Raw genomic sequence first — 22,686 nt, forward strand, 5'->3', positions numbered from 1 at the left:
AGCGTGATCCGCTACACGCTCACACGAGGAGTCCTGCTCATCGCAGGGCTCCTCGTGTCGAGCGTGCTCATCTTCGTCACTCTCCGCGTCTTTCCCGGAGACGTCGCTCAGCTCATCGCCGGCACCCAGGCCTCTCCCGCAGCAGTCGAGGCGCTCCGTGAATCGCTCGGCCTCAATCGCCCTCTGATCGCCCAGTACGGCGAATGGATCGGCGGCGTACTCACCGGCGATCTCGGAACCTCGCAGCTCAGCGGTGCCTCAGTGGGCGCAGAACTCGCCCAGAAGGCGCAGATCACGGTTCCCCTCGGCATCATGTCGCTGGTGATCGCCCTGCTGATCGCGGTGCCCTTCGGGGTCGGCTCAGCGCTGCTGCGCGGCCGCGCAGGTGGAACAGCGATCAACATCACCGCGCAAGCCCTGGCCGCGGTCCCGGTGATCTGGGCTGGCATGATGCTCATCGTCGTGTTCGCCGTGTGGCTGGGCTGGCTTCCCGCACAGGGCTTCCCTCGTCACGGATGGGAACAGCCGGGGCAGGCACTGCGGGCGCTGCTTCTGCCCGCACTGACCATCGGAATCGTCGAGGGCGCGATGCTGCTGCGCTTCGTGCGCAGCGCGACCCTCCAGGCGCGGGGCCAAGATTTCGTTCGCACCGCCGCGGCGAAGGGCCTCACCCGCAACCGCGCGCTGATCCAGCACGGGATCCCCGCGGTCGGTCTGTCCATCGTGACGGTGCTCGGCCTTCAGGTCGCTGGAATCGTCGTCGGCTCTGTCGTGATCGAACAGCTCTTCACGCTTCCCGGCATCGGGCGGATGCTCGTGACCGATGTGGGAACGCGGGACCTGGTCAAGGTGCAGAGCGAACTGCTGGTTCTCACCGGCCTCGTGCTCATCATCGGCTTCATCGTCGACCTCGTGCACCACTTCGTCGACCCCAGGCAGAGAGAGGCCGCATGATGCCCCGCTGGCTGAGATCGCTCTGGAGCACCGCCACCGGGCGTTTCGCGGTCGTCGCGGTGGCGGTGATCGCACTGGTCGCGCTGATCTCCCTGTTCTGGACGCCGTTCAACCCGCTCGAGGCTGTCGTGCGCAACCGGTGGGCACCGCCCGGCTGGCCGCACCTGCTCGGCACCGATGGCACCGGCCGAGACATCCTCAGCCTCATCATGGCCGGCGCGCGCACCACTGTCTTCGTCAGCGTCGGGTCCGGGATCGTGGCCACGGTCGTCGGAATCGCCCTCGCTGCCCTTGGTGCCTTGACGTTCCGCTGGATGCGCGAGACCGTCGCTGTTCTCGTCGACATCCTCATCGCATTCCCCGTGCTCATCATCGCCATGATGATCTCTTCGGTCTGGGGTGGGTCGCTCTGGGTCGTCATCTGGGCGGTCGGCATCGGTTTCGGCGTGAACATCGCCCGCGTCACCCGCCCGGAGTTGCGCCGAGTGCAGAAGAGCGACTTCGTGCTCGCCGGCCGAGCATCCGGTCTCACCACCTCGCAGAATCTCGTGCGTCATCTGCTGCCCAACGTTGCTCCGGTCTTCATCGTGCAGCTGTCATGGTCGATGGCCGTCGCCGTCCTCGCGGAAGCCGGGCTGTCCTACCTCGGTTTCGGCGCATCCGTCACAGAGCCCTCGTGGGGCATTCTGCTCGCCGACCTCCAGCGGTACATCGGCGTCCATCCGCTCTCGGTGATCTGGCCCGGTCTTGCCATCACGATCACCGTGCTCTCCCTCAATCTCCTCGGCGACGCACTGCGTGAGGCGACTGATCCGACGCTGCAGCATCGATCGGCAGAAATCCATACCCCGGCGGTGGTCGCATGAGTCTCGAAGTGCAGAATCTCGTGGTCGACATCGACGGCCGCCGCGTCATTGACGGCATCTCATTCGAGGTGCCTGACGGCGCACGTCTCGGGCTGATCGGTGAGTCCGGTTCTGGCAAGTCCGTCACGGCGCTCGCGATCCTCGGACTCCTTCCCGACGGAGCCACGGCGCGCGGCAGCATCCGCTGGAATGGAACCGAGCTGATCGGGATGCCCGATCGAGAGCTCGCCCGCCTGCGCGGCGATGACATCGGAATCGTGTTCCAAGAGCCGCGCACCGCACTGAATCCGATTCGGACGGTCGGTCGCCAGATCGCAGAGTCGGTGCGCATCCACACCGGAGTCGGCAAACGCGAGGCGCGGAAGCGTGCGATCGAAGAGGCAGCCCGTGTGCGGCTGCCCGATCCGGAAACGATCATCGACAAGTATCCGCACCAGCTTTCCGGCGGGCAGCGGCAGCGCGTAGCAATCGCGATGGCGCTGGCCTGCAATCCGCTTCTGCTCATCGCCGATGAGCCGACCACCGCGCTCGACGTCACGATCCAGGCGGAGATCCTGCGGCTGCTGCTCTCGCTCGTGGAGGAGCAGGGCATGTCCCTGATGTTCATCACCCATGATCTGGCGGTGCTCGCGCAGGTAGCCACCCACGGCGTCGTTCTCGAAGAGGGACGGGTGATCGAGGCAGCTCCGATATCGACGTTGCTCACCGCTCCCTCATCACCGATCACCCAAGGTCTGCTGCGCGATGCCACCGCGACGCTCTGGCGGCCGGAGGGAACGTCATGAGCCTGGTCGAGGCGCGCGGTCTCAGCCGGGAGTTCCCGGTGCCGAAACGGAGCATGTTCGAGCGCGCCACCATGCAGACCGCGCTGCATCCCACAGACCTCGACATCGACGCGGGCGAGTCCATCGGGCTCATCGGCGAATCCGGATCTGGGAAGTCGACCCTCGTCCGCCTGCTCCTCGGACTGGACGCCCCCACTGCGGGAACAGTGACGGTCGATGGGAAGAAGGTGCATGCTGCGGCGCCCGCACGCTCGCTGCACTGGCTCCGGCGGCAGACTGGTCTGGTCTTCCAGGATCCGTACGCATCGCTCGATCCGCGGATGACCGCAGGGCAGATCATCGCCGAACCGCTGTGGGCGCTGGGGATCGAAGGCGACCGACGAGAACGCGTGCGCACCGTTCTGACCAAAGTGGGCCTGGAGCCCGAGATGGCGGAGCGCTACCCACACGAATTCTCCGGCGGACAGCGCCAGCGCGTTGCCATTGCACGCGCGATTGCACATCGCCCCCGCATTCTCGTCGGCGACGAACCGCTCTCCGCTCTGGATGTCACGGTGCGCGCTCAGGTTCTCGACGTCTTCCACACCCTGCTCGAGTCCGAAGGGCTGACTCTGATCCTCGTGTCGCACGACATCGGCGTGGTGCAGAGCTTGTGCGACAGCGTCGCCGTGATGAAAGACGGCGCGATCGTCGAGCGCGGGGCCACGAAAGACGTACTCATGCACCCGCAGCAGGACTACACGAAGCGCCTGCTCGCAGCGATCCCCGTGATCCCCGGCAGCGGCGTCATCTCCGACGGCGACGCTTCGACGCTGGAGTGAGCGAACGCTGCAGATAGATCGTCCCGAGCGATCGCCCGAACTTGAATCCCACCCGGCCCATGCGGCCGACCTCGACGAAGCCGTGCTTCGCGTGCAGACGGAGCGAGGCATCGGCGCCGCTATCGCTGATCACCGCGACGACCTCGCGCAGACCGATCTGCTCGCACGCCTCGATCAGGGCCTGCAGAAGCGCCGAGCCGAGCCCTTTACCGCCCGCCCCAGGGCCCAGGTAGATCGAGTCCTCGACCGTGTAGCGGTACGCGGACTTGCTCGCCCACGGCTGCACGAGTGCGTAGCCGATCACCTGGTTCGACGCAGTGACGGCGACGAGAAACGGCAGCTGCAGCTTGGTCAGCAGCGCGAACTTCTCACGCCAGTAGCGATGGGTCGAAGCCTTCTCATCGAAGGTGACAGCGGAGTTGGCGACGTAGTGGTTGTAGATCTCACGGACATCGGGCAGATCACCGATACGCGTTGGCCGGATCGCATAGGCGAAAGCGGCCGGATCCGGCTCGGGAGAGCGCAGATGGCGCGGCAGCCGTCGACGCTTGTCACCAGGCTCGAACTGCACGTGCTCAGCCTATAGTTCGCCGTCGACACGCCAGTCCACCGGCGCAGCGCCCTGCTCTGCGAGCAGGGCATTCGCACGCGAGAACGGCCGCGAGCCGAAGAAACCGCGACGAGCGGAGAGCGGCGACGGATGGGCGGAGACGATCGCGGGGGTCTCCCCGAGCACGGGCCGCAGCTTCTCGGCATCCTTCCCCCAGAGGATCGCGATCAGCGGCTGACCCCGCGCCACGAGCGCTCGAATGGCGAGTTCGGTCACCTGCTCCCACCCCCACCCCCGATGGGATGCCGGAGCGCCCGGTCTCACCGTGAGCACTCGGTTCAGAAGCAGCACGCCCTGATCGCTCCACGCGGTCAGATCGCCATGCGGTGCCGGCGGGATGCCGAGGTCGCTCTCACGCTCTGCGTAGATGTTCGTGAGGCTCCTCGGCAACGGCCGCACCGAGCGATCGACGGCGAACGAGAGCCCGATCGGGTGCCCAGGAGTCGGATATGGGTCCTGCCCGGTTATGAGTACCCGCACGTGAGCCAGCGGTCGCTGGAACGCCCGCAGCACATGAGCGCCGTCGGGGAGGTAGCTGGCGCCGCTGGCCTGCTCGGCTCGCAATCGCGCGCCGAGCTGGGCGATCGTGTCCGATGCCGGTGCGAGCGCCTCTGCCCAGCCGCGGTCGATGATTCCGTCATCGGCGAGCTGTGCGAGTGAGCGTCCCGGCACCAATTCAGCCCTCGCGCTCTGGGCGCACGCGCAGCGGACCGCGTGCGAGCAGGTGCTGTGCGGACTGCGCCACAGGGCGCATCGTGATGAGGTCGAGGTTCACGTGACCGGGAGCATCCATGGCGTAGCCGATGACATCAGCGACGTCCTCGCCGGTCAGCGGATCATCGACCCCGGCGTAGACGGCTTCGGCGGCGACGCGGTCGCCACCGAGACGGTTGAGGGTGAACTCCTCGGTGTGCACGAGTCCCGGCGCCACCTCGACGACACGAATCGGTTCGCCGTTGAGCTCCTGACGCAGCACCTTGACGAGCATGGACTCTGCCGCTTTCGCCGCGTTGTAGCCGCCGCCACCCGGGTAGTCGATCCGCGCAGCAGTCGAGGTCACGAAGACCATGTCGGCGTGGCCGTCAGCCGCGGCCGCACGGCGGAGCAATGGCAGCATTCCTGCGACAAGACGCTGAGCAGCGAGGACGTTGACGTCGTACATCCACTGCCAGTCGGCGACGCTGCCGTCCTCGATCCGATCAGTACCGCGTGCACCGCCGGCGACCTGCACGAGCGCATGCACAGGGCCGGATGCTTCGAGTTCGGCAATAAGAGCCGCGACAGCATCCGCATCGGTGAGATCGCACGCGATCGCCGATGCGCCGGTCTCGGCGGCGAGAGTGCGCAGCCGATCCTCGCGGCGAGCGACGCCGACGACGTCCCAGCCCCTGGCACGCAGGTTGCGCACCGCAGCCTCACCGATCCCAGAACTTGCACCTGTCACCACTGCACGCCGTGTCACCATGTCTCCACCGTACGACCTGGCCGCGTGTTTTCGCGCATGCGGCATGTTACGTAACATTTCCAGTCTGTTGTCGGCACCGGCGTTGTTCCGTACTCTCGCAGGAATGGCATCCGCCGTACCGACCTCACTACCCGCCCTGGAGGAACTCATGTCCGCACCCGAGACCTGGCGTTTCGAGACCAAGCAGATCCACTCCGGTGCTGCTCCCGACCCGGTGACGAAGGCGCGCGCGACGCCGATCTACCAGACCACGTCCTACGTGTTCGACAACGCCGACCACGCCGCGAACCTCTTCGCGCTCGCCGAGTTCGGCAACATCTACACCCGCATCCAGAACCCCACCCAGGACGTTCTCGAGCAGCGCCTCGCAGCCCTCGAAGGCGGCACCGGTGCCCTCGTGCTCGCCAGCGGCCAGGCCGCATCGACCTTCGCGGTGCTGAACATCGCGCAGGCCGGAGACCACTTTGTCTCGTCGAGTTCGATCTATGGCGGAACGTACAACCTCTTCAAGTACACCCTCGCCAAGCTCGGCGTAGAGGTCACCTTCGTCGAGAACCAGGATGACATCGAGGAGTGGCGCGCAGCCGTCCGCCCGAACACGAAGCTGTTCTTCGCCGAGACCATCGGAAACCCGAAGATCAACGTGCTCGACATCCGCGGCATCGCCGACGTCGCTCACGACAGCGGCATCCCGCTGATCGTCGACAACACGATCGCCACCCCGTACCTCATCCGCCCGTTCGAGCACGGTGCCGACATCGTCGTGCACTCGGTCACCAAGTTCCTCGGCGGCCACGGCACGACCATCGGCGGCGCGATCATCGACGGCGGCAAGTTCGAGTGGTCGAAGAACGCCGAGAAGTTCCCCGAGCTCACCCAGCCCGATCCCTCGTACCACGGGGCTGTCTACACCGCTGCGGTCGGTGACGCGCTCGCGTACATCATCAAGGCGCGCGTGCAGCTGCTCCGCGACCTCGGCTCTGCCATCGCACCCCAGAGTGCGTGGAACCTCATCCAGGGCGTCGAGACGCTCTCGCTGCGCATCGAGCGCCACGTGCAGAACGCTCAGGAGATCGCAGAGTGGCTCGAGAGTCACGATGACGTCGCTTCGGTGAACTACTCGGGGCTCCCCTCGTCGCCGTGGTACGCCAAGGCCAACGAGTACGCCCCCAAGGGCGTCGGTGCCGTGCTGTCGTTCGAGCTCAAGGGCGGCGTGGAAGCCGGTCGCGAGTTCGTCAACAGCCTGTCGCTGTTCAGCCACCTCGCCAACATCGGTGACGTGCGCTCGCTCGTCATCCACCCGGCATCCACCACGCACTCGCAGCTCTCGCCTGAGGCGCAGCTCACCGCCGGCGTCACGCCGGGCCTGGTGCGTCTGTCCGTCGGACTTGAGAATGTCGACGACCTCAAGGCAGACCTCGATGATGCTCTCGCTGCAGCACGTCGGGTATCGGAGGCCGCTCGCGCCTGAGCATCCTCTCGCCATAGCGCACGGATCTCGCAGACTTCCTTCGGAACTCTGCGAGATCCGTGCTTTTCTGCGACGTGTCCGCCGGCGCATCCGACCACGTAACGTGGGCCGCTGAGGGCTACGGGCAGGCGACAATGGAGACATGGACTGGCAGAGCACCTCTGAAGACACCGTGCCCTCGGCGCGCGTGACCGAAGCGGATGCACGGCTTCTCCGCGCTCGCCCTCCCGTGACGGGAGCCTGGCGAGACGGCGATCCTGCGGGCGATCGAGAGTTCGCTTCCTTCGGCGCCTTCCGCACCGAAACCGGCGCAGAGCTGCCGAGTATCCGCATCGCGTACGAGTCGTGGGGCGAGCTCAACACCGCTAAAGACAACGCGATCCTCGTGCTGCATGCCCTCACCGGCGACAGTCACCTCCGCGGCGACGCGGGGCCGGGGCATCCGACCGCCGGCTGGTGGGAGGACATCGTCGGTCCAGGCGCTCCGCTCGACACCGACCGCTGGTGCGTGATCGCCCCCAACATGCTCGGCGGATGCCAGGGATCCACCGGTCCCGCCAGCGTCGCTCCGGACGGCTACGAGTGGGCATCGCGTTTTCCCTACGTGACGGTGCGCGATCAGGTGGCGGCCCAGGTGCTCCTGGCCGACGCGCTCGGCATCGAGCGCTGGTCAGCGGTCGTCGGCGGATCCATGGGCGGGATGCACGCGCTGGAGTGGGCCATCATGCACCCAGAACGAGTCGAGCGCCTCGCGGTGCTGTCCTCTCCCCCGGTGAACACCGCCGATCAGATCGCACTGAATTCCGTGCAGCTGGAGGCCATCCGCATCGATCCGCGATTCCAGGGCGGCGAGTACTACGACCAGAGCATTGGAGAGGGCCCGCATCGAGGGCTCGCCCTCGCGCGACGCATGGCGCTGCTGAACTACCGGAGCCCCATCGAACTGAATCAGCGCTTTCAGCGTTCCTGGCAGTCGGATGTCTCACCGCTCGGACATGGCGGCAGATTCGCCGTCGAGTCCTACCTCGACTTCCACGGCAACAAGTTCACTCGTCGCTTCGACGCGAACAGCTACCTCACTCTCGTCGAGGCGATGAACTCCCATGACGTCGGTCGCGGCCGTGGGGGCGTTGAGACGGCACTGCAGTCGATCACAGCGAAGACGCTCGTGCTCGGCATCGACACCGATCGCCTGTTCCCGGTGGACGGACAGCAGCGCATCGCACGTAGCGTGCCGCATACGATCGACGACGGACACGCCGTCGTTCTCACGAGCGATTTCGGTCACGACGGATTCCTCATCGAGACGGATGCCGTCGGCATGCACCTGCAGCGTCTGCTGGAGGCCTGAACCCCCGGTTCAGTCGCGCGTGTACTGCCAGGGCATCATGTCGGTCTCAAGCCGGTGTCGCCCGGTGCCGCCGCTCGGGTGCTGCGCGTCACCTGCCCAGACAAACACCCCGCCGCCCAGAATGTGCGTCGCATAGGTCTCGGGAGCCGTCACGGATGCAAGTGCTTCCGCGACGCTCGTGTGCGCGGCCAATGCACTCAACGTGATCCAGGTCGGCGGAAACAGCATCAGCGCGCCCTCGGCGTGCCGCTGCAGAGCGTCGACAGGTGAGAGCCATGCCGCTTCCATCACCTCTTGCGGAGCGGGACGGATCTCGCCTTCTGGCGCGTGCGCCAGGAAGAACCAGGTGCGCACGCGCTTCGGCGCCTCGACGGGCGGCACCCAACACGAGAAGACATGCGGATCGATCGGCCGCAGACCAACCTCCTCTTCGCACTCGCGCACGGCCGCACGCGCAGCGATCTGGATCTCGTCTTCGCCAGCCGTGACATCGTCAGCTTCGACGATACCGCCGGGGAACACCCACGCACCGCCGAACGAGCTTCGGTCAGGGCGTCGGATCAGCAGCGTCTCGATGCTCGCTTCGCGCTCACGCAGAAGCACCGCAGTCCCACCGTTGAGCATTGACTGAGCCATGGCATCACCCTATGCCGACCACTGCTCCGCTGTGCTTCGTCGTTCGATTCGAAAGGCGATCGCGGTGATCGCCAGTCCGATGATCGCAAGCACTGCGCCGACCCATGCCGGAGCGGTGAAACCCCATCCTGCCGCGATCACGACTCCCCCGAGGAATGCTCCGAGGCTGTTGCCGATGTTCAATGCGGAGTGGTTCATGGCTGCCGCGATCGACTGGTTGTCGCCGGCGACATCCATCAGACGCGTCTGAATCGCCGGACTCAGAATGGACGAGGTCAGTCCGACCGCGAAGGCGAGCACCGCAAGCAAAATGATCTGGAACGACAGCAGTGCCAGCAGCGCGAGCACGAGCACGAGTCCGGCCATGCCCATCAGCAGTGTGCGACGCAGGTCGCGGTCTGCCATGTGGCCGCCCAGCAGGTTGCCGACCGTCATCCCGAGGCCCACGACGACGAGTACGATCGGCACCGCCCATTCGGGAGCATCCGCGACATCGGTAACAAGAGGTGCGATGTAGCTGTAGACCGCGAAGAAGCCGCCGAAGCCGATCGCGCCGATACCGAGCGTGAGCCAGACCTGCCCGACCCTGAAGACGCCGAGTTCTGAGCGCAGTGTGCGTCCGGGGTCACCGGGATGCTTCGGCACGAACAGCGCGATCGACACCGTGGCCAGGGCGAAGACGAGCGTCACCACGAAGAAGGCTGTCCGCCACCCCCACTGCTGTCCGAGGAAGGTGCCGACGGGCACTCCGACGACGTTCGCGATGGTGAGCCCGGTGAGGATGAACGCGACGCCCTTCGCTCGATTGCCCGGGCCCAGCACGTCGGCTGCGACCAGTGCGCCGATCCCGAAGTACGCGCCGTGCGGGAGTGCTGCGAGCAGCCGTGAGGCGCCGACGAGACCGAACGTCGGCGCGATCACTGTGAGGGCGTTGCCCACTGTCAGAGCGATCGCGAGGCAGATCATGACGCGATTGCGAGGGAAGCGCGCGACCAGGCCCGCGATCGTCGGAGCGCCGATGACGACGCCGAGTGCATACAGAGAGATGAGGATGCCGGTCTGCCCGATCGCCTCGTCGGGTGAAGTCGCCCACACCGATGGGAGCAGATCTTGGGCGATGTCCGGCAGCAGGCCCATGATGACGAACTCGGTCATGCCGATTCCGAAAGAGCCGATGGCGAGAGAGAGGAGCGCCATCTTCGCCGCACCCCTCGAGAGAGTCGAGGAGTGATTCACCCGCTAATGCTACTGGGCTATCAGGAGTCGGATTCCTCGATCGCCGCTTCCAGTCGCTCGATCTTCGCGTCGAGCTCTCCGGAGTACCCAGGGCGGATATCCGCTTTCAGCACGAGCGACACCCGGGATCCGAACGGCTGCACTGCGTCGACGGCGCACTTGACGACAGCCATGACGGTGTCCCAGTCCGGGCCTTCGATCTCGGTGAACATGCTGGTCGTGCGGTGTGGCAGCCCTGATTCACGCACAACCTTGACAGCAGCGGCAACGGCATCGTGGACGGAGCCATCGGTGTTTCCGGTTCCGCCGGGAGCAACGGAGAATGCAATGAGCATGGTGTTCCTTTCAGTGTGTGGTCAGTTGCGCCTGCCCGCGCGCCCCACGGGCACCCGGGTCAATGCGCGAATCGCGATGACCAGGAGCACGATGACGAGTACGTTGCGCGCGGTGAGCAGCAGCACAGGCAGCCATTGCGCATGCAGCAGCCCGTCGTACGTCAGCGGATAGACCAGGCAAGTCAGCCCGCTGAGCACCAGCACGATCCCCGCCGGCAGTCCTGAACGAGTGCGATCGAACACGATCCAGAGAATCACGGGTGCGATCAGCCATGTCTGGAACTGAGGAGAACCGACCTTATTGGTCACGATCAGCGATGCGACCAGTGCGAGCGCGAGCGGGGGGAACAGTCGGGGGAAAGATGCCCCGCGGCTCGCCTTGACCGCTCCCAGGACGAGGATCCCTACCGCGACGACTGCCATGAGCGGAGTGAGCACCGCAGCGAGCACGTCGACGCCGGGCGCGCCGATCTGGAAGGTAAGAATCTCGAAACTGTAGTCAATGGATGCCGTACCCGCTGCTGCCATCCACATGAATGGTGTCGCGAACACTGCTTCGATCTGCAGTCCGCGCCCGGTCTGTTCGGTGAGGAAGCCGAAGAGGTGCTGATCCGCGCCGAGCAGGAACAGCAGCACGATGACTGCAGCGCTCGTGGCGAGGAACACCAGCAGGATCCGCATCCGGGTGCGCGCAGCGGCGATCGCACCGACAACGAGTGCGCCTGGCCAGATCTTGATCCAGGCGGCCACGGTCAGAAGGAGCGTGGCGATGGCCGGTCGCTTCACGAGCCAGCATCCGGCGATCACTGCCATCGGCACGGTCACCGCGTCGATGCGGTACATGGCGATCGGCCCCATCAGCGCGAGCGCCGCCGTCCAGAACCAGCCAGCGGAGCGCCGAGCTGCCGTCCCGGTGCGTCCCACCAGCACGGCGAAGGCGATGGCATCCAGCGCGGTGATGAGCACCGCCCATCCGATCAGGTACGCTCCCATGGCGCCGACGAGCCCGTTCAAGGGCCATGCGATCAGCTGTGTCGCCAACATCGGCAGCAACGCCGGCTGCGGGTACACCCACGACTCGGTGATGCCGACGATCGCACCACCGGTGAGAGCGGAATGCGACCACGGCTGGTACACGAGAGTCACATCCCCCATCGGCTGGGATGGGTACAGCCACCCGAGAGCTGCGATCAGCACATGGACGGCGAGGAACACGGCCCAGAGGCCGGCGGTGCGCATCCTCACGACAGCAGCTCTCCGATGGCCGCCGGCAGTGCCTCCGACACATCGAGCGCAACGATCGGGTGCCCGCGGCGCCCGTCCCGTGCACCGGATGCCAACGCCGCCGCGTATCCGTGCAGCCATGCCCCCGCTGCTGCGATATCTGCAAGCGGTGCACCAGCGTTCGCCGCGGTCAAGGCGCCGAGCACTCCTGCGAGCACATCGCCGGTACCTGCCGTGGCAAGCCAGCTCGGTCCAGCCGCGACAGCGGTCAAGGCTCCGTGTGACGATGCGATGAGCGTGGTCGCGCCCTTGAGCAGCACGGTGATCGACAGCGCGCGCGCAACCTCGGCGACGTCGGCCTCCCTGTCGCCGCTGCCGCTCTCCTCGAGCCCGAGCATCTCGCTCAGACGTGCGAACTCCCCTGCATGCGGCGTCACGATCAACGGTGCCGCCGCTCCGACGATGAGGTCGAGCGCGCCGGCATCGACGATCACGGGAGCGGGGCCTGCGAGGATCTCCTGCAGCGCACGCGTTTCGTCAGCGCTGCGGCCCGCGGCGTCCGTACCCGATCCGATCACCCACGCATCCACCCGCGTGCTGCCGATGTCCGCAGCAGCGACGGTCTCTGGGCGTCGGGCGATCACCGCATCCGCTGCACGCCCCTCGCCGACGAATCGGACGTAACCCGCACCTGCACGCCACGCCGCGTCGACGCCCAGCACAGCGGCGCCAGGATAGGCGTTCGATCCGGTGCGAAGTGCGACGACCCCACGGGAATACTTGTCATCCGTCGACGTCGGCACGCGCAGCAGGCGCACCGTATCCGTACGGGACCATCTGCCCACATCGACCATGGGTTCAACGCTAGCGCGCTGATCCGCGTCCTGCGCACGATACGTTCGAGATGTGACTCTCCTGTTCTCCCCGCTCAGCATCCGTTCCGCCACGTTCTCGAACCGCCTGTGGGTGTCGCCGATGTGCATGTACAGCGCAATCGACGGCGTCGTGCAGGAATGGCACCACGCCCATCTCGCGCAGTTCGCCTCGGGTGGTGCTGGGCTCATCGTCGCCGAGGCCACCAGCGTCACCCCGGAAGGCCGCATCTCGCCACGCGACGCCGGGATCTGGAATGACGAACAGCGAGACGCGTGGGCGCCGATCGTGCAGGCGATCCATGACCGCGGCAGTCGCGCCGGCATCCAGCTCGCACACGCAGGGCGCAAGGCGTCAACGTGGTGGCCGTGGGCCGATCAGCGCGGATCCGTTGCCGAAGCTGAAGGCGGATGGCTGACGGTCGCGCCCTCTGCCATCGCCTTCGAGGGTTTCGCCGAGCCGCTCGAGCTGGATGCGGCGGGTCTCGAGCGTATTGTGGCGGGGTTCCGCACGGCCGCGCGGCGGGCCCTGGATGCCGGGTTCGACGTTCTCGAGCTGCACGGTGCCCACGGGTACCTTCTGCATCAGTTCCTCTCCCCGCTGTCGAACCGGCGCGAGGACGAGTACGGCGGTTCGCTCGAGAACCGCGCCAGGCTCCTGCTCCGCATCATCGAGAGCGTGCGCGATGTCGCAGGCGCTGATGTGCCGATCTTCGTGCGGATATCCGCCACTGACCATGCGGAGGGCGGGTTCACCGTGGCAGAGGCCACTTCCGTCGCGGAGTGGGCGATGGAGAAGGGCGCTGACCTCATCGACGTCTCCAGCGGCGGACTCGTGGCGCACCAGACGATCGACGTACACCCCGGGTATCAGGTGCCGCTGGCCGCTGCCGTGCGCCAGGACGGGCGCATCCCGGTCGCAGCCGTCGGCCTGATCACCACGGCAGAGCAGGCCGAGCAGATCCTGGTCGAAGGATCAGCAGATGCAATCTTCGCCGCACGCGAGTGGCTGCGCGACCCGCATTTCGCATTGCGGGCCGCGCATGAGCTGGCAGCAGAGGTCGAGTGGCCGTCACAGTACCTGCGCGCACGCTGGCGCTGAGCGGCCTCCTCTACCTGCCGCGCACCTTTCGCGTAGCATCCTGAACCTCACCGACGAGCTCTTCGATGATGTCCTCGAGGAACAGCACCGCGGTCGTCTCGCCCTGATCGTTGCGTACCCTGGCGAGATGGCGACCTGCGCGACGCATGATCGCCAGGGCATCTTCGAGATCGGTGTTCTCCTGCACCGGCACCATGTGGTGAATGCGCTTGGAGGGAATCGGCGCAGCAGTCAGGGTTTCCGCGTCCTCCCCCTCTGAGGCCCGAAGGATATCCTTCAGGTGCACATATCCGACCGGCATGCTCTCGTCGTCCACGATCACGTAGCGCGAGAAGCCGTAGCGAGCCACAGCGCGCTCGATGTCGTCAGGTGTCGTCGCCTGCGGCAGCGTGACGAGGTCGCTGAGCGCGACAGCGACATCGCGGGCCTTCTTGTCCGTGAACTCCACGGCCTTGGCGACAGCCCCCGAGGCATCCGAGAGCACGCCCTCGCGGCGCGACTGGTTGACGATCGTGGCGACCTCGTCGATCGTGAAGGTAGAGGCGGCCTCGTTCTTCGGCTCGACGCGGAACAGACGTAGTACGCCATTCGCAGCCGAATTGAGCACCCAGATCACCGGGTGGAAGATCTTCGATACCCACACCAGCGGCGGAGCGAGGATGAGCACCGCCCGATCAGGGATGGAGAACGCGAGGTTCTTCGGCACCATCTCGCCGAAGACGACGTGCAGGTACGAGACCAGCACGAGCGCGATGACGAAGGCGACGACGTCCACGACAGCATCCGCCCACCCGAAGGCGTGCATCGGGATGCCGAGCAGGTGGTGGATCGCGGGTTCGGACACATTGAGGATCAGCAGCGAGCAGATCGTGATGCCGAGCTGCGAGGTGGCGAGCATCAGAGTTGCGTGCTCCATCGCGTACAGCGCGGTCTTCGCTGCGCGCGAGCCCTCCTCCGCCCGCGGTTCGATCTGCGAGCGGCGGGCAGAGATCACGGCGAACTCGGCGCCGACGAAGAAAGCGTTCGCGATCAGCAGGACCACGAGCCAGACGATTCCCGACCAGTCGTTCATCGGGCCGCCTCCTCAGCATCGGCATCAACAGGGGACGGCGTGTACCGAATGCGGTCGACACGCCGGCCTTCCATGCGGACGACCTGCAGGATGCCGGAGTCGAGGGTTACCTCGTCACCGGTGGAGGGCACGCGTTCGAGCACGCTCATCATGTAACCGCCCACGGTGTCGTACACGTCTCCTTCTGGCACGCGCACGCCGGTGCGACTTCGCAGTTCATCGGGGCGCAGTTCGCCGGGGAATGTGATCGAGTCGCGCCCTTGAACCACACCGGCACGGCTGCGATCATGCTCGTCAGCGACTTCGCCGACGATCTCTTCGACGAGGTCCTCGAGAGTGACGATGCCCGCAGTTCCGCCGTACTCATCGACGACGACAGCGAGCTGATACCCCTTGGCCCGCAGCTCGGAGATGAGCACGTCGAGGTGCTGGGTCTCTGGAACACGCAGCGGTTCGGTCGACAGGGCGCCGACCGGCACCTCGGAGCGTCGATCACGCGGCACGGAGACGGCGGCCTTGAGATGGACGACACCTGTGATGTCATCCAGATCGTCGTCGTAGACGGGGAAGCGGCTGTGGCCTGTGCGTCGTGCGAGCTGGATGACGTCTTCGGCGGTGTCTCCCGCGGCGATCGCATGCATGCTCGGACGAGGGGTCATCACATCATCTGCCGAGAGTCGCGAGAAAGTCAGTGTGCGGTCGAGCAGGGAGGCGGTATCGGCTTCGAGCACGCCGGCGCTGGCTGAGCGTCGCACGAGCGATGACAGCTCCTCTGCGGTGCGTGCGCCGGAGAGCTCTTCCTTCGGCTCGATGCCGAAGGACCGTATGATGCCGTTCGCGCTGCCGTTGAGCAGGAGAATCGCCGGCTTGAAGACCGTCGTGAATGCGACCTGGAACGGCACGACGAGCTTCGCGGTGGCACGCGGCAGCGCGAGGGCGAAGTTCTTCGGCACGAGCTCGCCGAGAATCATCGACAGCACGGTCGCGCCGGTCATCGCAACGACCGTCGAAATCGGCTGGACAGCGCCTTCGGCCACGCCCCACGCGCTGAGCACGGGTCGAAGGAGGTTCGACAGCGCCGGTTCCATCGTGTAACCGGTCAGCAGCGTGGTCAGTGTGATGCCGAGCTGCGCGGACGACAGATGTGTGGAGGTGTGTTTGAGCGCGCCGATCGTGATCGCGAGGCGGGACTCGCCACGAGCCTGGCGCGCTTCGAGTTCTGCGCGGTCGAGATTGACCAGTGCGAACTCACTCGCGACGAAAAGACCTGTTCCGACTGTGAGGAGGAGCCCCACGCCCAACATGACGTAATCCATCAGACGCTTCCCTCCGTGGAGTGGCAGCGCGGGCAGTGGGGCGAAGTACTACAACTGGGAGGGTCGTCCATGGTGCCTATGATTCTACCGATCCCTCAGGCGCGCCTTTCTGCTTTTGCTGTGAGTTTCAGAGAGGCGCTCGCGCTACCAGCCGTTTCCTGGCACGCGCTGTCATTCTCTGCTCGCGCGGCAGAAGTTTCAGCAGCGCGAACAGCGAAGAGCCGCGCGACGCGCCAGGGATGCCGTAGCGACAGCGACAGCTCAAGAACGCCTGCGCGGAGGCGGAAAGCGAGACGGCAGCCCATCAGCGGTGAGGATGCTGTAGAGCCGAGCCGGATCCCGATGATCCGGAGTCCGCCACCGTGACAGAGCCGACACCTGTCGACGGAGCGCATCCGCCCGGTCCTTCTCTTCCAGCAGCGCCTGCTCGGGAGTGCGTCCGTTGAGAATGTCAGCCAGGCTCGTGCTGAAGTCGATCGCGATCGGCACTCGCGCATACCCGCGTCGCTGATTCACATCGATCGCACGCAGCACAACTTCACGCCCAGTGAGCGGACCGCCTTTCCTTCGTGCCCACAGCACCTGGTCGAACGCGATGACACCGGCGGTGAAACTGCCTTCTGCCGCAAGATCGACGGATGTCTGCGCCGGCGACGTGACCAGGTGCCCGCGCCACTCGACCAGATCCACGCCATCGAATCCCAGCGCGCGTCGGCGGACAGCGCCGGATGAGCGGCCGCCGGTACTCTGCGCGATGCGCACGTCCACCAGCTTCGGCCACGTCCCGATCCGATCGATTGCGTGAACGGCTGCGGCGGCGCTGTGCGTGAACACAAGCGGGCCCCGCGCACGGTCTGCGACTTCAAGGACTCGCACGAGATGCTGTTGCATCCATGTCAGTCGTCTCCATTCCGCATCGCGCACGTAACTGCCTGCGATGACGCGCCGAAACACCCCGTCGCGCACCCGCTGCTTGAGCTTCCGATCGTTCAGGAGTCCGCCGTCGCGCTCTCGTCTCCGATGCACGATGCACGATGATCGGATGCTCGGTCTGCATCACCATCTCTGGATGCTGGCACAGTGACGACAGCATCCGGATCGCCAAGTCGCCTTCTCGAACAACTCGAGCGATATCGCGTTCTGTGGAGAACGAGTCACTGCGACGGCCCCCGCACGCTCGCGCGGCCGTTTCCTGTTCGCGCTCCTGAAACTTCTGCCGCGTGAACAGGAAACAGCAGCGCCGAACAGGAAACAGCAGCGCGCGCTACCAGCTGACGGGCAGCGCCTTGCCCTCTTCGTACCCGGCAGCCGACTGGCGCCCGACCAGCGCACGCTCGTGGAACTCGGGCACAGACGACGCCCCCGCATAGGTGAACGACGACCGCACCCCCGAAGTGATCATGTCCAGCAGATCCTCGACGCCAGGACGCAGCGGGTCGAGGTAGATCTTCGACGAGGAGATCCCTTCGGCGAACAGCTCCTTGCGCGCACGCTCATAGGCGTCGAGTCGTCCGAACCGTGCCTGCACGGCCTTCGTCGATGCCATCCCCCACGACTCTTTGTAGATGCGGCCTTCGGCATCGGCCTGCAATCGCCCTGGAGCTTCGAGCGTGCCAGCGAACCAGGAGCCGATCATTACGGATGCCGCGCCTGCGGCGAGCGCGAGAGCGACATCGCGCGGGTAACGCACTCCCCCGTCGGCCCACACGTGTGCACCGGCTGCCCGAGCCGCTTCCGCTGTCTCGAGCACAGCAGAGAACTGCGGGCGCCCGACCGCGGTCATCATGCGGGTGGTGCACATCGCACCCGGCCCGACGCCGACCTTGAGGATCGTCGCTCCCGCCTCGACGAGATCGTTCACGCCGTCGGCGGTGACGATGTTTCCCGCAACCAGAGGGATGCCGAGGTCCAGCTCCGCGACTGTGGCGAGAGCACGCAGCATGCTCTCCTGATGACCGTGCGCTGTGTCGACGACGAGCACGTCCACCCCAGCAGCGGCCAGGGCGCGGGCCTTCGCGGCGACGTCGCCGTTGATGCCGATAGCCGCTCCGACCGCGAGACGCCCGCGCGAGTCGATCGCGGGTGCATAGAGAGTGGACCGCAGTGCGCTGCGAGCGCTCAGAGTGCCGACGAGGTGGCCGCGGTCGGTCACGGTGACGAGCTCCGCACCGGTTTCAATGATGACGTCGAATGCCCCGCGGGCATCGGCGGCGTCTTCTGCATCGAGCGAAGGAGTCCCTGCGTGCACGAGGTCGCCGAGGCGGGCATCAGATAGTGCGGTGGCAAGGCGCGAAGCCGAGAGGATGCCGACGATCGCGGATGCTTCGATCCGCCCCGCCCCTTTCGCGACGACCACGCCGTGCCCATTCACCGGGGGCAGCAGCTCCCGTGCATCGGCGACGGTGGCCGCTGGCGACAGCACGAGAGGCGTGTCCCACGCCACCGGCTGCGCCTTGACATCGCGGATCGCAGCATCCAGCTCCTGCAGCGGCATGTCCTGCGGAAGGATGCCGATCCCGCCGCGTCGCGCGAGCACAGCAGCGAGCCGGGGGCCGGTGACGGAGTTCATGTTCGAGGCCACCAGTGGAATGGTCGCGGGGGTCCCGTCGTGAGGTGCGAGATCGACGTCGAGTCGACTCGTGATGTCCGATCGCCGAGGCACCAGAAAGACATCGGAATAGGTGAGATCTACAGCGGGCTGCTCACTGACGAACTTCATAACTACAAGGTAGCTTTCTCCTCGCTTTTTTGTGCCTGCGTCGGTGCGACGTCGCACGTGCCTGCCCAGCAGAACACGTTAGGCTAGAAGGTAGAACGCGCATCCCTGGGAAATCCGGGGATATCGCGCGTTGACAGATCTTCAGCGATGAAAGAGGGCGATAGCGCGTGGCAGGCCAAACAGCCGGCGTCGGGGGTTCGGACGACGGAGATTTCGGAGCCAATTCCTGGCTCGTCGACGAGCTGTATGTGCAGTTCAAAGCTGACCGCAACTCCGTGGACAAGGAGTGGTGGCCGATCCTGGAGAATTACGCACCGGATGCCGCAGTCGTCGTTCCCGCTTCCCCCACGGTGAACGCTTCGGGTGACCAGCATCCAGTGACTGCTCCTATTCCGGTCATCGGATCGCAGCCCGTCGCGAAGACGACGGCCAAGCCTGCGAAGCAGGCGCCGATCCCTGCGCAGGCTCCGAAGCCTGCGCCGAAGGAAGATCCGAACGAAGAGAACGCCGACCAGGTCACGCCGCTTCGAGGTCTGACCAAGACGCTCGCGGTGAACATGGACAAGTCGCTGACTATCCCCACGGCAACGAGCGTGCGCACGATCCCGGCGAAGCTGATGATCGACAACCGCATCGTCATGAACAACCACATGGCGCGCTCGCGCGGCGGCAAGGTCAGCTTCACCCACCTCATCGGCTGGGCGCTGATCAAGACGCTCAAGGAGTTCCCGAGCCAGAACGTCGCGTACGCCGAGATCGACGGAAAGCCGTCTGTCGTGGCGCCGGCCCATGTCAACCTCGGAATCGCGATCGACCTCCCCAAGCCCGATGGCACTCGCGCGCTCATGGTGCCCAGCATCAAGCGTGCAGACACCCTCACCTTCACCGAGTACCTCGCGGCATACGAAGACCTCGTCACCCGTGCACGGGGCAACAAGCTCACCGCCGCAGATCACGCCGGAGCGACCGTCTCTCTGACGAACCCCGGTGGCATCGGCACCGTGCACTCCGTGCCTCGTCTGATGAACGGCCAGGGCTGCATCATCGGCGCCGGCGCTCTCGAGTACCCGGCCGAGTTCCAGGGCTCCAGCCAGAAGACGCTCACCGAGCTCGGCATCGGCAAGACCATCACGCTCACCAGCACCTACGACCACCGTGTCATCCAGGGTGCGGGTTCGGGCGAGTTCCTCAAGAAGGTGCACGAGCTGCTCATCGGACAGCGTGACTTCTACGAGGAGATCTTCTCCGCCCTGCGCATCCCGTACGCGCCGATCCGCTGGAACGCTGACATCGCCGTCGACCTCGCTGAGCGCGTCGACAAGCAGTCCCGCGTACAGGAGCTCATCAACTCGTACCGTGTCCGCGGCCACCTCATGGCCGACATCGACCCGCTCGAGTACGTGCAGCGTTCGCACCCCGATCTTGAGATCGAAAGCCACGGTCTGACGTTCTGGGACCTCGACCGCGAATTCGTCACCGGTGGCTTCGGCGGCAAGCGCGTGATGAAGCTGCGCGACATCCTCGGCGTGCTGCGCGACTCGTACTGCCGCACGCTCGGCATCGAGTACATGCACATCCAGAACCCCGAGCAGCGTCGTTGGTTCCAGGAGAAGGTCGAAGTCAAGTACCAGAAGCCTGGTCACGACGAGCAGCTGCGCGTTCTCCGCAAGCTCAACGAGGCTGAGGCCTTCGAGACGTTTCTGCAGACGAAGTTCGTCGGCCAGAAGCGCTTCTCGCTCGAGGGCGGCGAGTCGCTGATCCCCCTGCTCGATGAGATCCTGCAGGGCGCTGCCACCGCAGGGCTCGACGGTGCCGCGATCGGCATGGCCCACCGCGGCCGCCTGAACGTGCTCACCAACATCGCCGGCAAGACTTACGGACAGGTCTTCCGCGAGTTCGAGGGCACCCAGACCCCCGGCAACCAGCGCGGCTCGGGAGACGTGAAGTACCACCTCGGCACCGAGGGCACCTTCATCGCAGATGACCGCTCCGAACTGCCGGTGTACCTCGCAGCCAACCCCTCCCACCTTGAAACGGTCGATGGTGTGCTCGAGGGAATCGTCCGTGCCAAGCAGGACCGCAAGCCCATCGGCACGTTCTCGTGGCTGCCGATCCTCGTGCACGGCGACGCGGCGTTCGCCGGACAGGGAGTGGTCGTCGAGACTCTGCAGATGTCGCAGCTGCGCGGCTACCGCACCGGCGGCACCATTCACGTGGTCGTCAACAACCAGGTCGGCTTCACCACGACGCCGACGGATGCCCGCACATCGGTCTACGCGACCGACGTTGCAAAGACGATCCAGGCGCCGATCTTCCACGTTAACGGCGATGACCCCGAGTCTGTCATCCACGTCGCTCGGCTCGCCTTCGAATACCGCGAGCGGTTCCATTCCGACGTCGTCATCGACCTTGTCTGCTACCGCCGACGCGGCCACAACGAGGGCGATGACCCCTCGATGACGCAGCCGCTGATGACCGATCTCATCCAGGCGAAGCGCTCGGTGCGCAAGCTCTACACCGAGGCCCTCGTCGGACGCGGTGACATCACCGAGGAAGAGTACGAGCAGGCCAAGGACGACTTCCAGAGTCGCCTCGAGGTCGCCTTCGCCGAGACGCACGCGGCCGAGACCGGGGCAACACCGATCGCGCCTGACCTCTCCCCCGTGGACGAGGTCGTGGGCGAACCTGAGGTGACCGGCATCTCCCGCGAGGTCGTGGGTCTCATCGGTGAAGCGTTCGCCAACAAGCCGGAAGGCTTCACCGTGCACCCGAAGATCCAGCAGCTGCTGGACAAGCGGGTCGCGATGACCAAGTCGGGAGGCATCGACTGGGGCTTCGGTGAGCTTCTCGCCTTCGGCTCGCTGCTCGCCGAGGGCACCACGGTGCGTCTGGCCGGTCAGGACTCGCGCCGCGGCACCTTCGTGCAGCGCCACGCCGTCATGCACGACCGTGCGAACGGCCAGGAATGGCTGCCGCTGGCCAACCTCTCTGAGAGCCAGGGTCGTTTCTTCGTGTATGACTCGCTGCTCAGCGAGTACGCCACAATGGCATACGAGTACGGCTACTCCGTCGAGGCTCCCGAAGCACTCGTGCTGTGGGAGGCCCAGTTCGGCGACTTCGCGAACACCGCTCAGGCCGTGGTCGACGAGTACGTCTCTGCTGCTGAGCAGAAGTGGGGCCAGCAGTCCGGCGTCACGCTCCTGCTCCCGCACGGCTACGAGGGTCAGGGCCCTGACCACTCCTCTGCGCGCATCGAGCGCTTCCTGCAGCTGTGCGCGCAGGAGAACATGATCGTCGCTCGTCCATCGACCCCCGCGTCGTACTTCCATCTGCTGCGCCGTCAGGCCTACGCCCGCCCCCGCAAGCCGCTGATCGTCTTCACCCCGAAGGCGATGCTGCGACTGCGCGGTGCGACCAGCAGCGTCGAAGACTTCACCCAGGGTCGTTTCGAACCGGTCCTTGACGACAGTCGCGAGCTGACCCGTGATTCGGTGAAGCGCGTGCTGCTGCACTCCGGCAAGATCCACTGGGATCTGCGCAGCGAGCTCGACAAGAACCCGAACGCGGAGATCGCCCTCGTGCGTCTCGAGCAGCTCTACCCCACGCCGCTCGATGCGCTGAAGAAGATCACCGACTCGTACCCCGATGCTGAGCTCGTGTGGGTGCAGGATGAGCCCGAAAACCAGGGCGCATGGCCGTTCCTGGCCCTCGAGTTCGCGAAGGTCCGCGAGCGAGGTTTCCGCGTCATCTCCCGGACTGCTTCGGCGTCACCTGCGACGGGTTCGTCCAAGGTGCACGCGATCGAGCAGGCCGACCTGATCAAGCAGGCTCTGACCCTCGGCTGATCCGGC

20 protein-coding genes are annotated in these 22,686 nt (G+C 65.8%); 8 read left to right on the forward strand and 12 right to left on the reverse strand.

Annotation, left to right across the window (positions count from 1 at the left end; all coding sequences use genetic code 11):
- The first annotated feature begins 3 nt into the window (after window positions 1–3).
- The 4 genes from ACTU6V_RS09555 to ACTU6V_RS09570 are packed head-to-tail and all read left to right on the forward strand — an operon-like array spanning window position 4 to window position 3,426.
- Window positions 4–954 (forward strand): ABC transporter permease, encoded by a 951-nt coding sequence (locus ACTU6V_RS09555; protein ID WP_443467989.1) that lies wholly within the window; start codon window positions 4–6, stop codon window positions 952–954.
- Window positions 951–1,820, forward strand: a complete 870-nt coding sequence (locus ACTU6V_RS09560) for an ABC transporter permease (RefSeq protein WP_443475484.1) — start codon at window positions 951–953, stop codon at window positions 1,818–1,820. Before ACTU6V_RS09555 ends, ACTU6V_RS09560 begins: the two co-directional genes overlap by 4 nt.
- On the forward strand, window positions 1,817–2,605 hold the full coding sequence (locus tag ACTU6V_RS09565) for an ABC transporter ATP-binding protein (protein WP_443467987.1): 789 nt from the start codon (window positions 1,817–1,819) through the stop codon (window positions 2,603–2,605). Before ACTU6V_RS09560 ends, ACTU6V_RS09565 begins: the two co-directional genes overlap by 4 nt.
- Window positions 2,602–3,426: an ABC transporter ATP-binding protein gene (locus ACTU6V_RS09570; RefSeq protein WP_443467986.1), complete on the forward strand. Its 825-nt coding sequence runs from the start codon at window positions 2,602–2,604 to the stop codon at window positions 3,424–3,426. Before ACTU6V_RS09565 ends, ACTU6V_RS09570 begins: the two co-directional genes overlap by 4 nt.
- Here ACTU6V_RS09570 and ACTU6V_RS09575 read toward each other — a convergent pair.
- From ACTU6V_RS09575 to ACTU6V_RS09585, 3 genes are read right to left on the reverse strand one after another with little or no spacing between them, the layout of a single operon-like run.
- Window positions 3,392–3,997, reverse strand: a complete 606-nt coding sequence (locus ACTU6V_RS09575; protein ID WP_443467985.1) for a GNAT family N-acetyltransferase — start codon at window positions 3,995–3,997, stop codon at window positions 3,392–3,394. The two genes, ACTU6V_RS09570 and ACTU6V_RS09575, sit on opposite strands and share 35 nt — an antisense overlap.
- A gap of 9 nt (window positions 3,998–4,006) precedes the next feature.
- Window positions 4,007–4,708 (reverse strand): uracil-DNA glycosylase, encoded by a 702-nt coding sequence (locus ACTU6V_RS09580; protein WP_443467984.1) that lies wholly within the window; start codon window positions 4,706–4,708, stop codon window positions 4,007–4,009.
- Between the two features lie 4 nt (window positions 4,709–4,712).
- Window positions 4,713–5,501 carry an SDR family oxidoreductase gene (locus ACTU6V_RS09585; RefSeq protein WP_443467983.1) on the reverse strand — a complete coding sequence of 263 codons (789 nt, stop codon included), beginning with the start codon at window positions 5,499–5,501 and terminating at the stop codon, window positions 4,713–4,715.
- Window positions 5,502–5,649: 148 nt separating this feature from the next.
- On the opposite strand from ACTU6V_RS09585, the gene ACTU6V_RS09590 reads away from it, so the two are divergent.
- Together ACTU6V_RS09590 and metX are read left to right on the forward strand one after the other, a co-directional pair.
- Window positions 5,650–6,972 (forward strand): bifunctional o-acetylhomoserine/o-acetylserine sulfhydrylase, encoded by a 1,323-nt coding sequence (locus ACTU6V_RS09590; protein ID WP_443475485.1) that lies wholly within the window; start codon window positions 5,650–5,652, stop codon window positions 6,970–6,972.
- A gap of 142 nt (window positions 6,973–7,114) precedes the next feature.
- Complete coding sequence (metX, locus tag ACTU6V_RS09595) at window positions 7,115–8,323, forward strand: homoserine O-acetyltransferase MetX (RefSeq protein WP_443467982.1); 1,209 nt, start codon at window positions 7,115–7,117, stop codon at window positions 8,321–8,323.
- Between the two features lie 9 nt (window positions 8,324–8,332).
- On the opposite strand, the gene ACTU6V_RS09600 is transcribed toward metX, so the two are convergent.
- From ACTU6V_RS09600 to ACTU6V_RS09620, 5 genes are read right to left on the reverse strand one after another with little or no spacing between them, the layout of a single operon-like run.
- Window positions 8,333–8,959, reverse strand: coding sequence for an NUDIX hydrolase (locus ACTU6V_RS09600; protein ID WP_443467981.1), 627 nt, complete (start codon window positions 8,957–8,959; stop codon window positions 8,333–8,335).
- Between the two features lie 9 nt (window positions 8,960–8,968).
- Complete coding sequence (locus ACTU6V_RS09605; protein ID WP_443468425.1) at window positions 8,969–10,156, reverse strand: MFS transporter; 1,188 nt, start codon at window positions 10,154–10,156, stop codon at window positions 8,969–8,971.
- Between the two features lie 59 nt (window positions 10,157–10,215).
- Window positions 10,216–10,530 (reverse strand): thiamine-binding protein, encoded by a 315-nt coding sequence (locus tag ACTU6V_RS09610; protein ID WP_443475486.1) that lies wholly within the window; start codon window positions 10,528–10,530, stop codon window positions 10,216–10,218.
- Window positions 10,531–10,551: 21 nt separating this feature from the next.
- Window positions 10,552–11,769 carry a glycosyltransferase family protein gene (locus ACTU6V_RS09615; RefSeq protein WP_443467979.1) on the reverse strand — a complete coding sequence of 406 codons (1,218 nt, stop codon included), beginning with the start codon at window positions 11,767–11,769 and terminating at the stop codon, window positions 10,552–10,554.
- Window positions 11,770–11,771: 2 nt separating this feature from the next.
- Window positions 11,772–12,608 carry an ADP-dependent NAD(P)H-hydrate dehydratase gene (locus tag ACTU6V_RS09620; RefSeq protein ID WP_443475487.1) on the reverse strand — a complete coding sequence of 279 codons (837 nt, stop codon included), beginning with the start codon at window positions 12,606–12,608 and terminating at the stop codon, window positions 11,772–11,774.
- Between the two features lie 52 nt (window positions 12,609–12,660).
- On the opposite strand from ACTU6V_RS09620, the gene ACTU6V_RS09625 reads away from it, so the two are divergent.
- On the forward strand, window positions 12,661–13,728 hold the full coding sequence (locus ACTU6V_RS09625; RefSeq protein WP_443467977.1) for an NADH:flavin oxidoreductase/NADH oxidase: 1,068 nt from the start codon (window positions 12,661–12,663) through the stop codon (window positions 13,726–13,728).
- A gap of 10 nt (window positions 13,729–13,738) precedes the next feature.
- Here the strand turns inward: ACTU6V_RS09625 and ACTU6V_RS09630 are convergent, their stop codons facing one another.
- The 4 genes from ACTU6V_RS09630 to guaB1 all read right to left on the reverse strand — a co-directional run bounded on the left by ACTU6V_RS09630 (window position 13,739) and on the right by guaB1 (window position 18,835).
- Entirely contained in the window at window positions 13,739–14,800 is a 1,062-nt protein-coding gene (locus tag ACTU6V_RS09630) for a hemolysin family protein (RefSeq protein WP_443475488.1), read from the reverse strand.
- Complete coding sequence (locus tag ACTU6V_RS09635; RefSeq protein WP_443467975.1) at window positions 14,797–16,116, reverse strand: hemolysin family protein; 1,320 nt, start codon at window positions 16,114–16,116, stop codon at window positions 14,797–14,799. The genes ACTU6V_RS09630 and ACTU6V_RS09635 overlap by 4 nt, the downstream gene beginning before the upstream one ends.
- Before the next feature lie 261 nt (window positions 16,117–16,377).
- Window positions 16,378–17,142, reverse strand: a complete 765-nt coding sequence (locus ACTU6V_RS09640) for a hypothetical protein (RefSeq protein WP_443467974.1) — start codon at window positions 17,140–17,142, stop codon at window positions 16,378–16,380.
- 238 nt (window positions 17,143–17,380) lie between these two features.
- On the reverse strand, window positions 17,381–18,835 hold the full coding sequence (guaB1, locus tag ACTU6V_RS09645; protein ID WP_443467973.1) for a GMP reductase: 1,455 nt from the start codon (window positions 18,833–18,835) through the stop codon (window positions 17,381–17,383).
- A gap of 167 nt (window positions 18,836–19,002) precedes the next feature.
- Between guaB1 and ACTU6V_RS09650 the strand changes: the two genes are divergently transcribed.
- Entirely contained in the window at window positions 19,003–22,680 is a 3,678-nt protein-coding gene (locus ACTU6V_RS09650) for a multifunctional oxoglutarate decarboxylase/oxoglutarate dehydrogenase thiamine pyrophosphate-binding subunit/dihydrolipoyllysine-residue succinyltransferase subunit (RefSeq protein WP_443475489.1), read from the forward strand.
- Window positions 22,681–22,686: the final 6 nt, after the last annotated feature.

Origin of the sequence: Microbacterium zouquanmingi, assembly GCF_052266675.1 — a bacterium.
Taxonomy (GTDB): Bacteria; Actinomycetota; Actinomycetes; order Actinomycetales; family Microbacteriaceae; genus Microbacterium.

Bases quoted from the DNA above. Each gene is read 5' to 3' on its own strand.
- ACTU6V_RS09630 (WP_443475488.1), bottom strand. From the start codon at position 14,800: ATGAACGACTGGTCGGGAATCGTCTGGCTCGTGGTCCTGCTGATCGCG.
- ACTU6V_RS09615 (WP_443467979.1), bottom strand. From the start codon at position 11,769: ATGCGCACCGCCGGCCTCTGGGCCGTGTTCCTCGCCGTCCATGTGCTG.
- ACTU6V_RS09590 (WP_443475485.1), top strand. From the start codon at position 5,650: ATGTCCGCACCCGAGACCTGGCGTTTCGAGACCAAGCAGATCCACTCC.
- ACTU6V_RS09635 (WP_443467975.1), bottom strand. From the start codon at position 16,116: ATGGATTACGTCATGTTGGGCGTGGGGCTCCTCCTCACAGTCGGAACA.
- metX (WP_443467982.1), top strand. From the start codon at position 7,115: ATGGACTGGCAGAGCACCTCTGAAGACACCGTGCCCTCGGCGCGCGTG.
- ACTU6V_RS09585 (WP_443467983.1), bottom strand. From the start codon at position 5,501: ATGGTGACACGGCGTGCAGTGGTGACAGGTGCAAGTTCTGGGATCGGT.
- ACTU6V_RS09605 (WP_443468425.1), bottom strand. From the start codon at position 10,156: ATGGCGCTCCTCTCTCTCGCCATCGGCTCTTTCGGAATCGGCATGACC.
- ACTU6V_RS09600 (WP_443467981.1), bottom strand. From the start codon at position 8,959: ATGGCTCAGTCAATGCTCAACGGTGGGACTGCGGTGCTTCTGCGTGAG.
- ACTU6V_RS09560 (WP_443475484.1), top strand. From the start codon at position 951: ATGATGCCCCGCTGGCTGAGATCGCTCTGGAGCACCGCCACCGGGCGT.
- ACTU6V_RS09620 (WP_443475487.1), bottom strand. From the start codon at position 12,608: ATGGTCGATGTGGGCAGATGGTCCCGTACGGATACGGTGCGCCTGCTG.
- ACTU6V_RS09610 (WP_443475486.1), bottom strand. From the start codon at position 10,530: ATGCTCATTGCATTCTCCGTTGCTCCCGGCGGAACCGGAAACACCGAT.
- ACTU6V_RS09570 (WP_443467986.1), top strand. From the start codon at position 2,602: ATGAGCCTGGTCGAGGCGCGCGGTCTCAGCCGGGAGTTCCCGGTGCCG.
- guaB1 (WP_443467973.1), bottom strand. From the start codon at position 18,835: ATGAAGTTCGTCAGTGAGCAGCCCGCTGTAGATCTCACCTATTCCGAT.
- ACTU6V_RS09565 (WP_443467987.1), top strand. From the start codon at position 1,817: ATGAGTCTCGAAGTGCAGAATCTCGTGGTCGACATCGACGGCCGCCGC.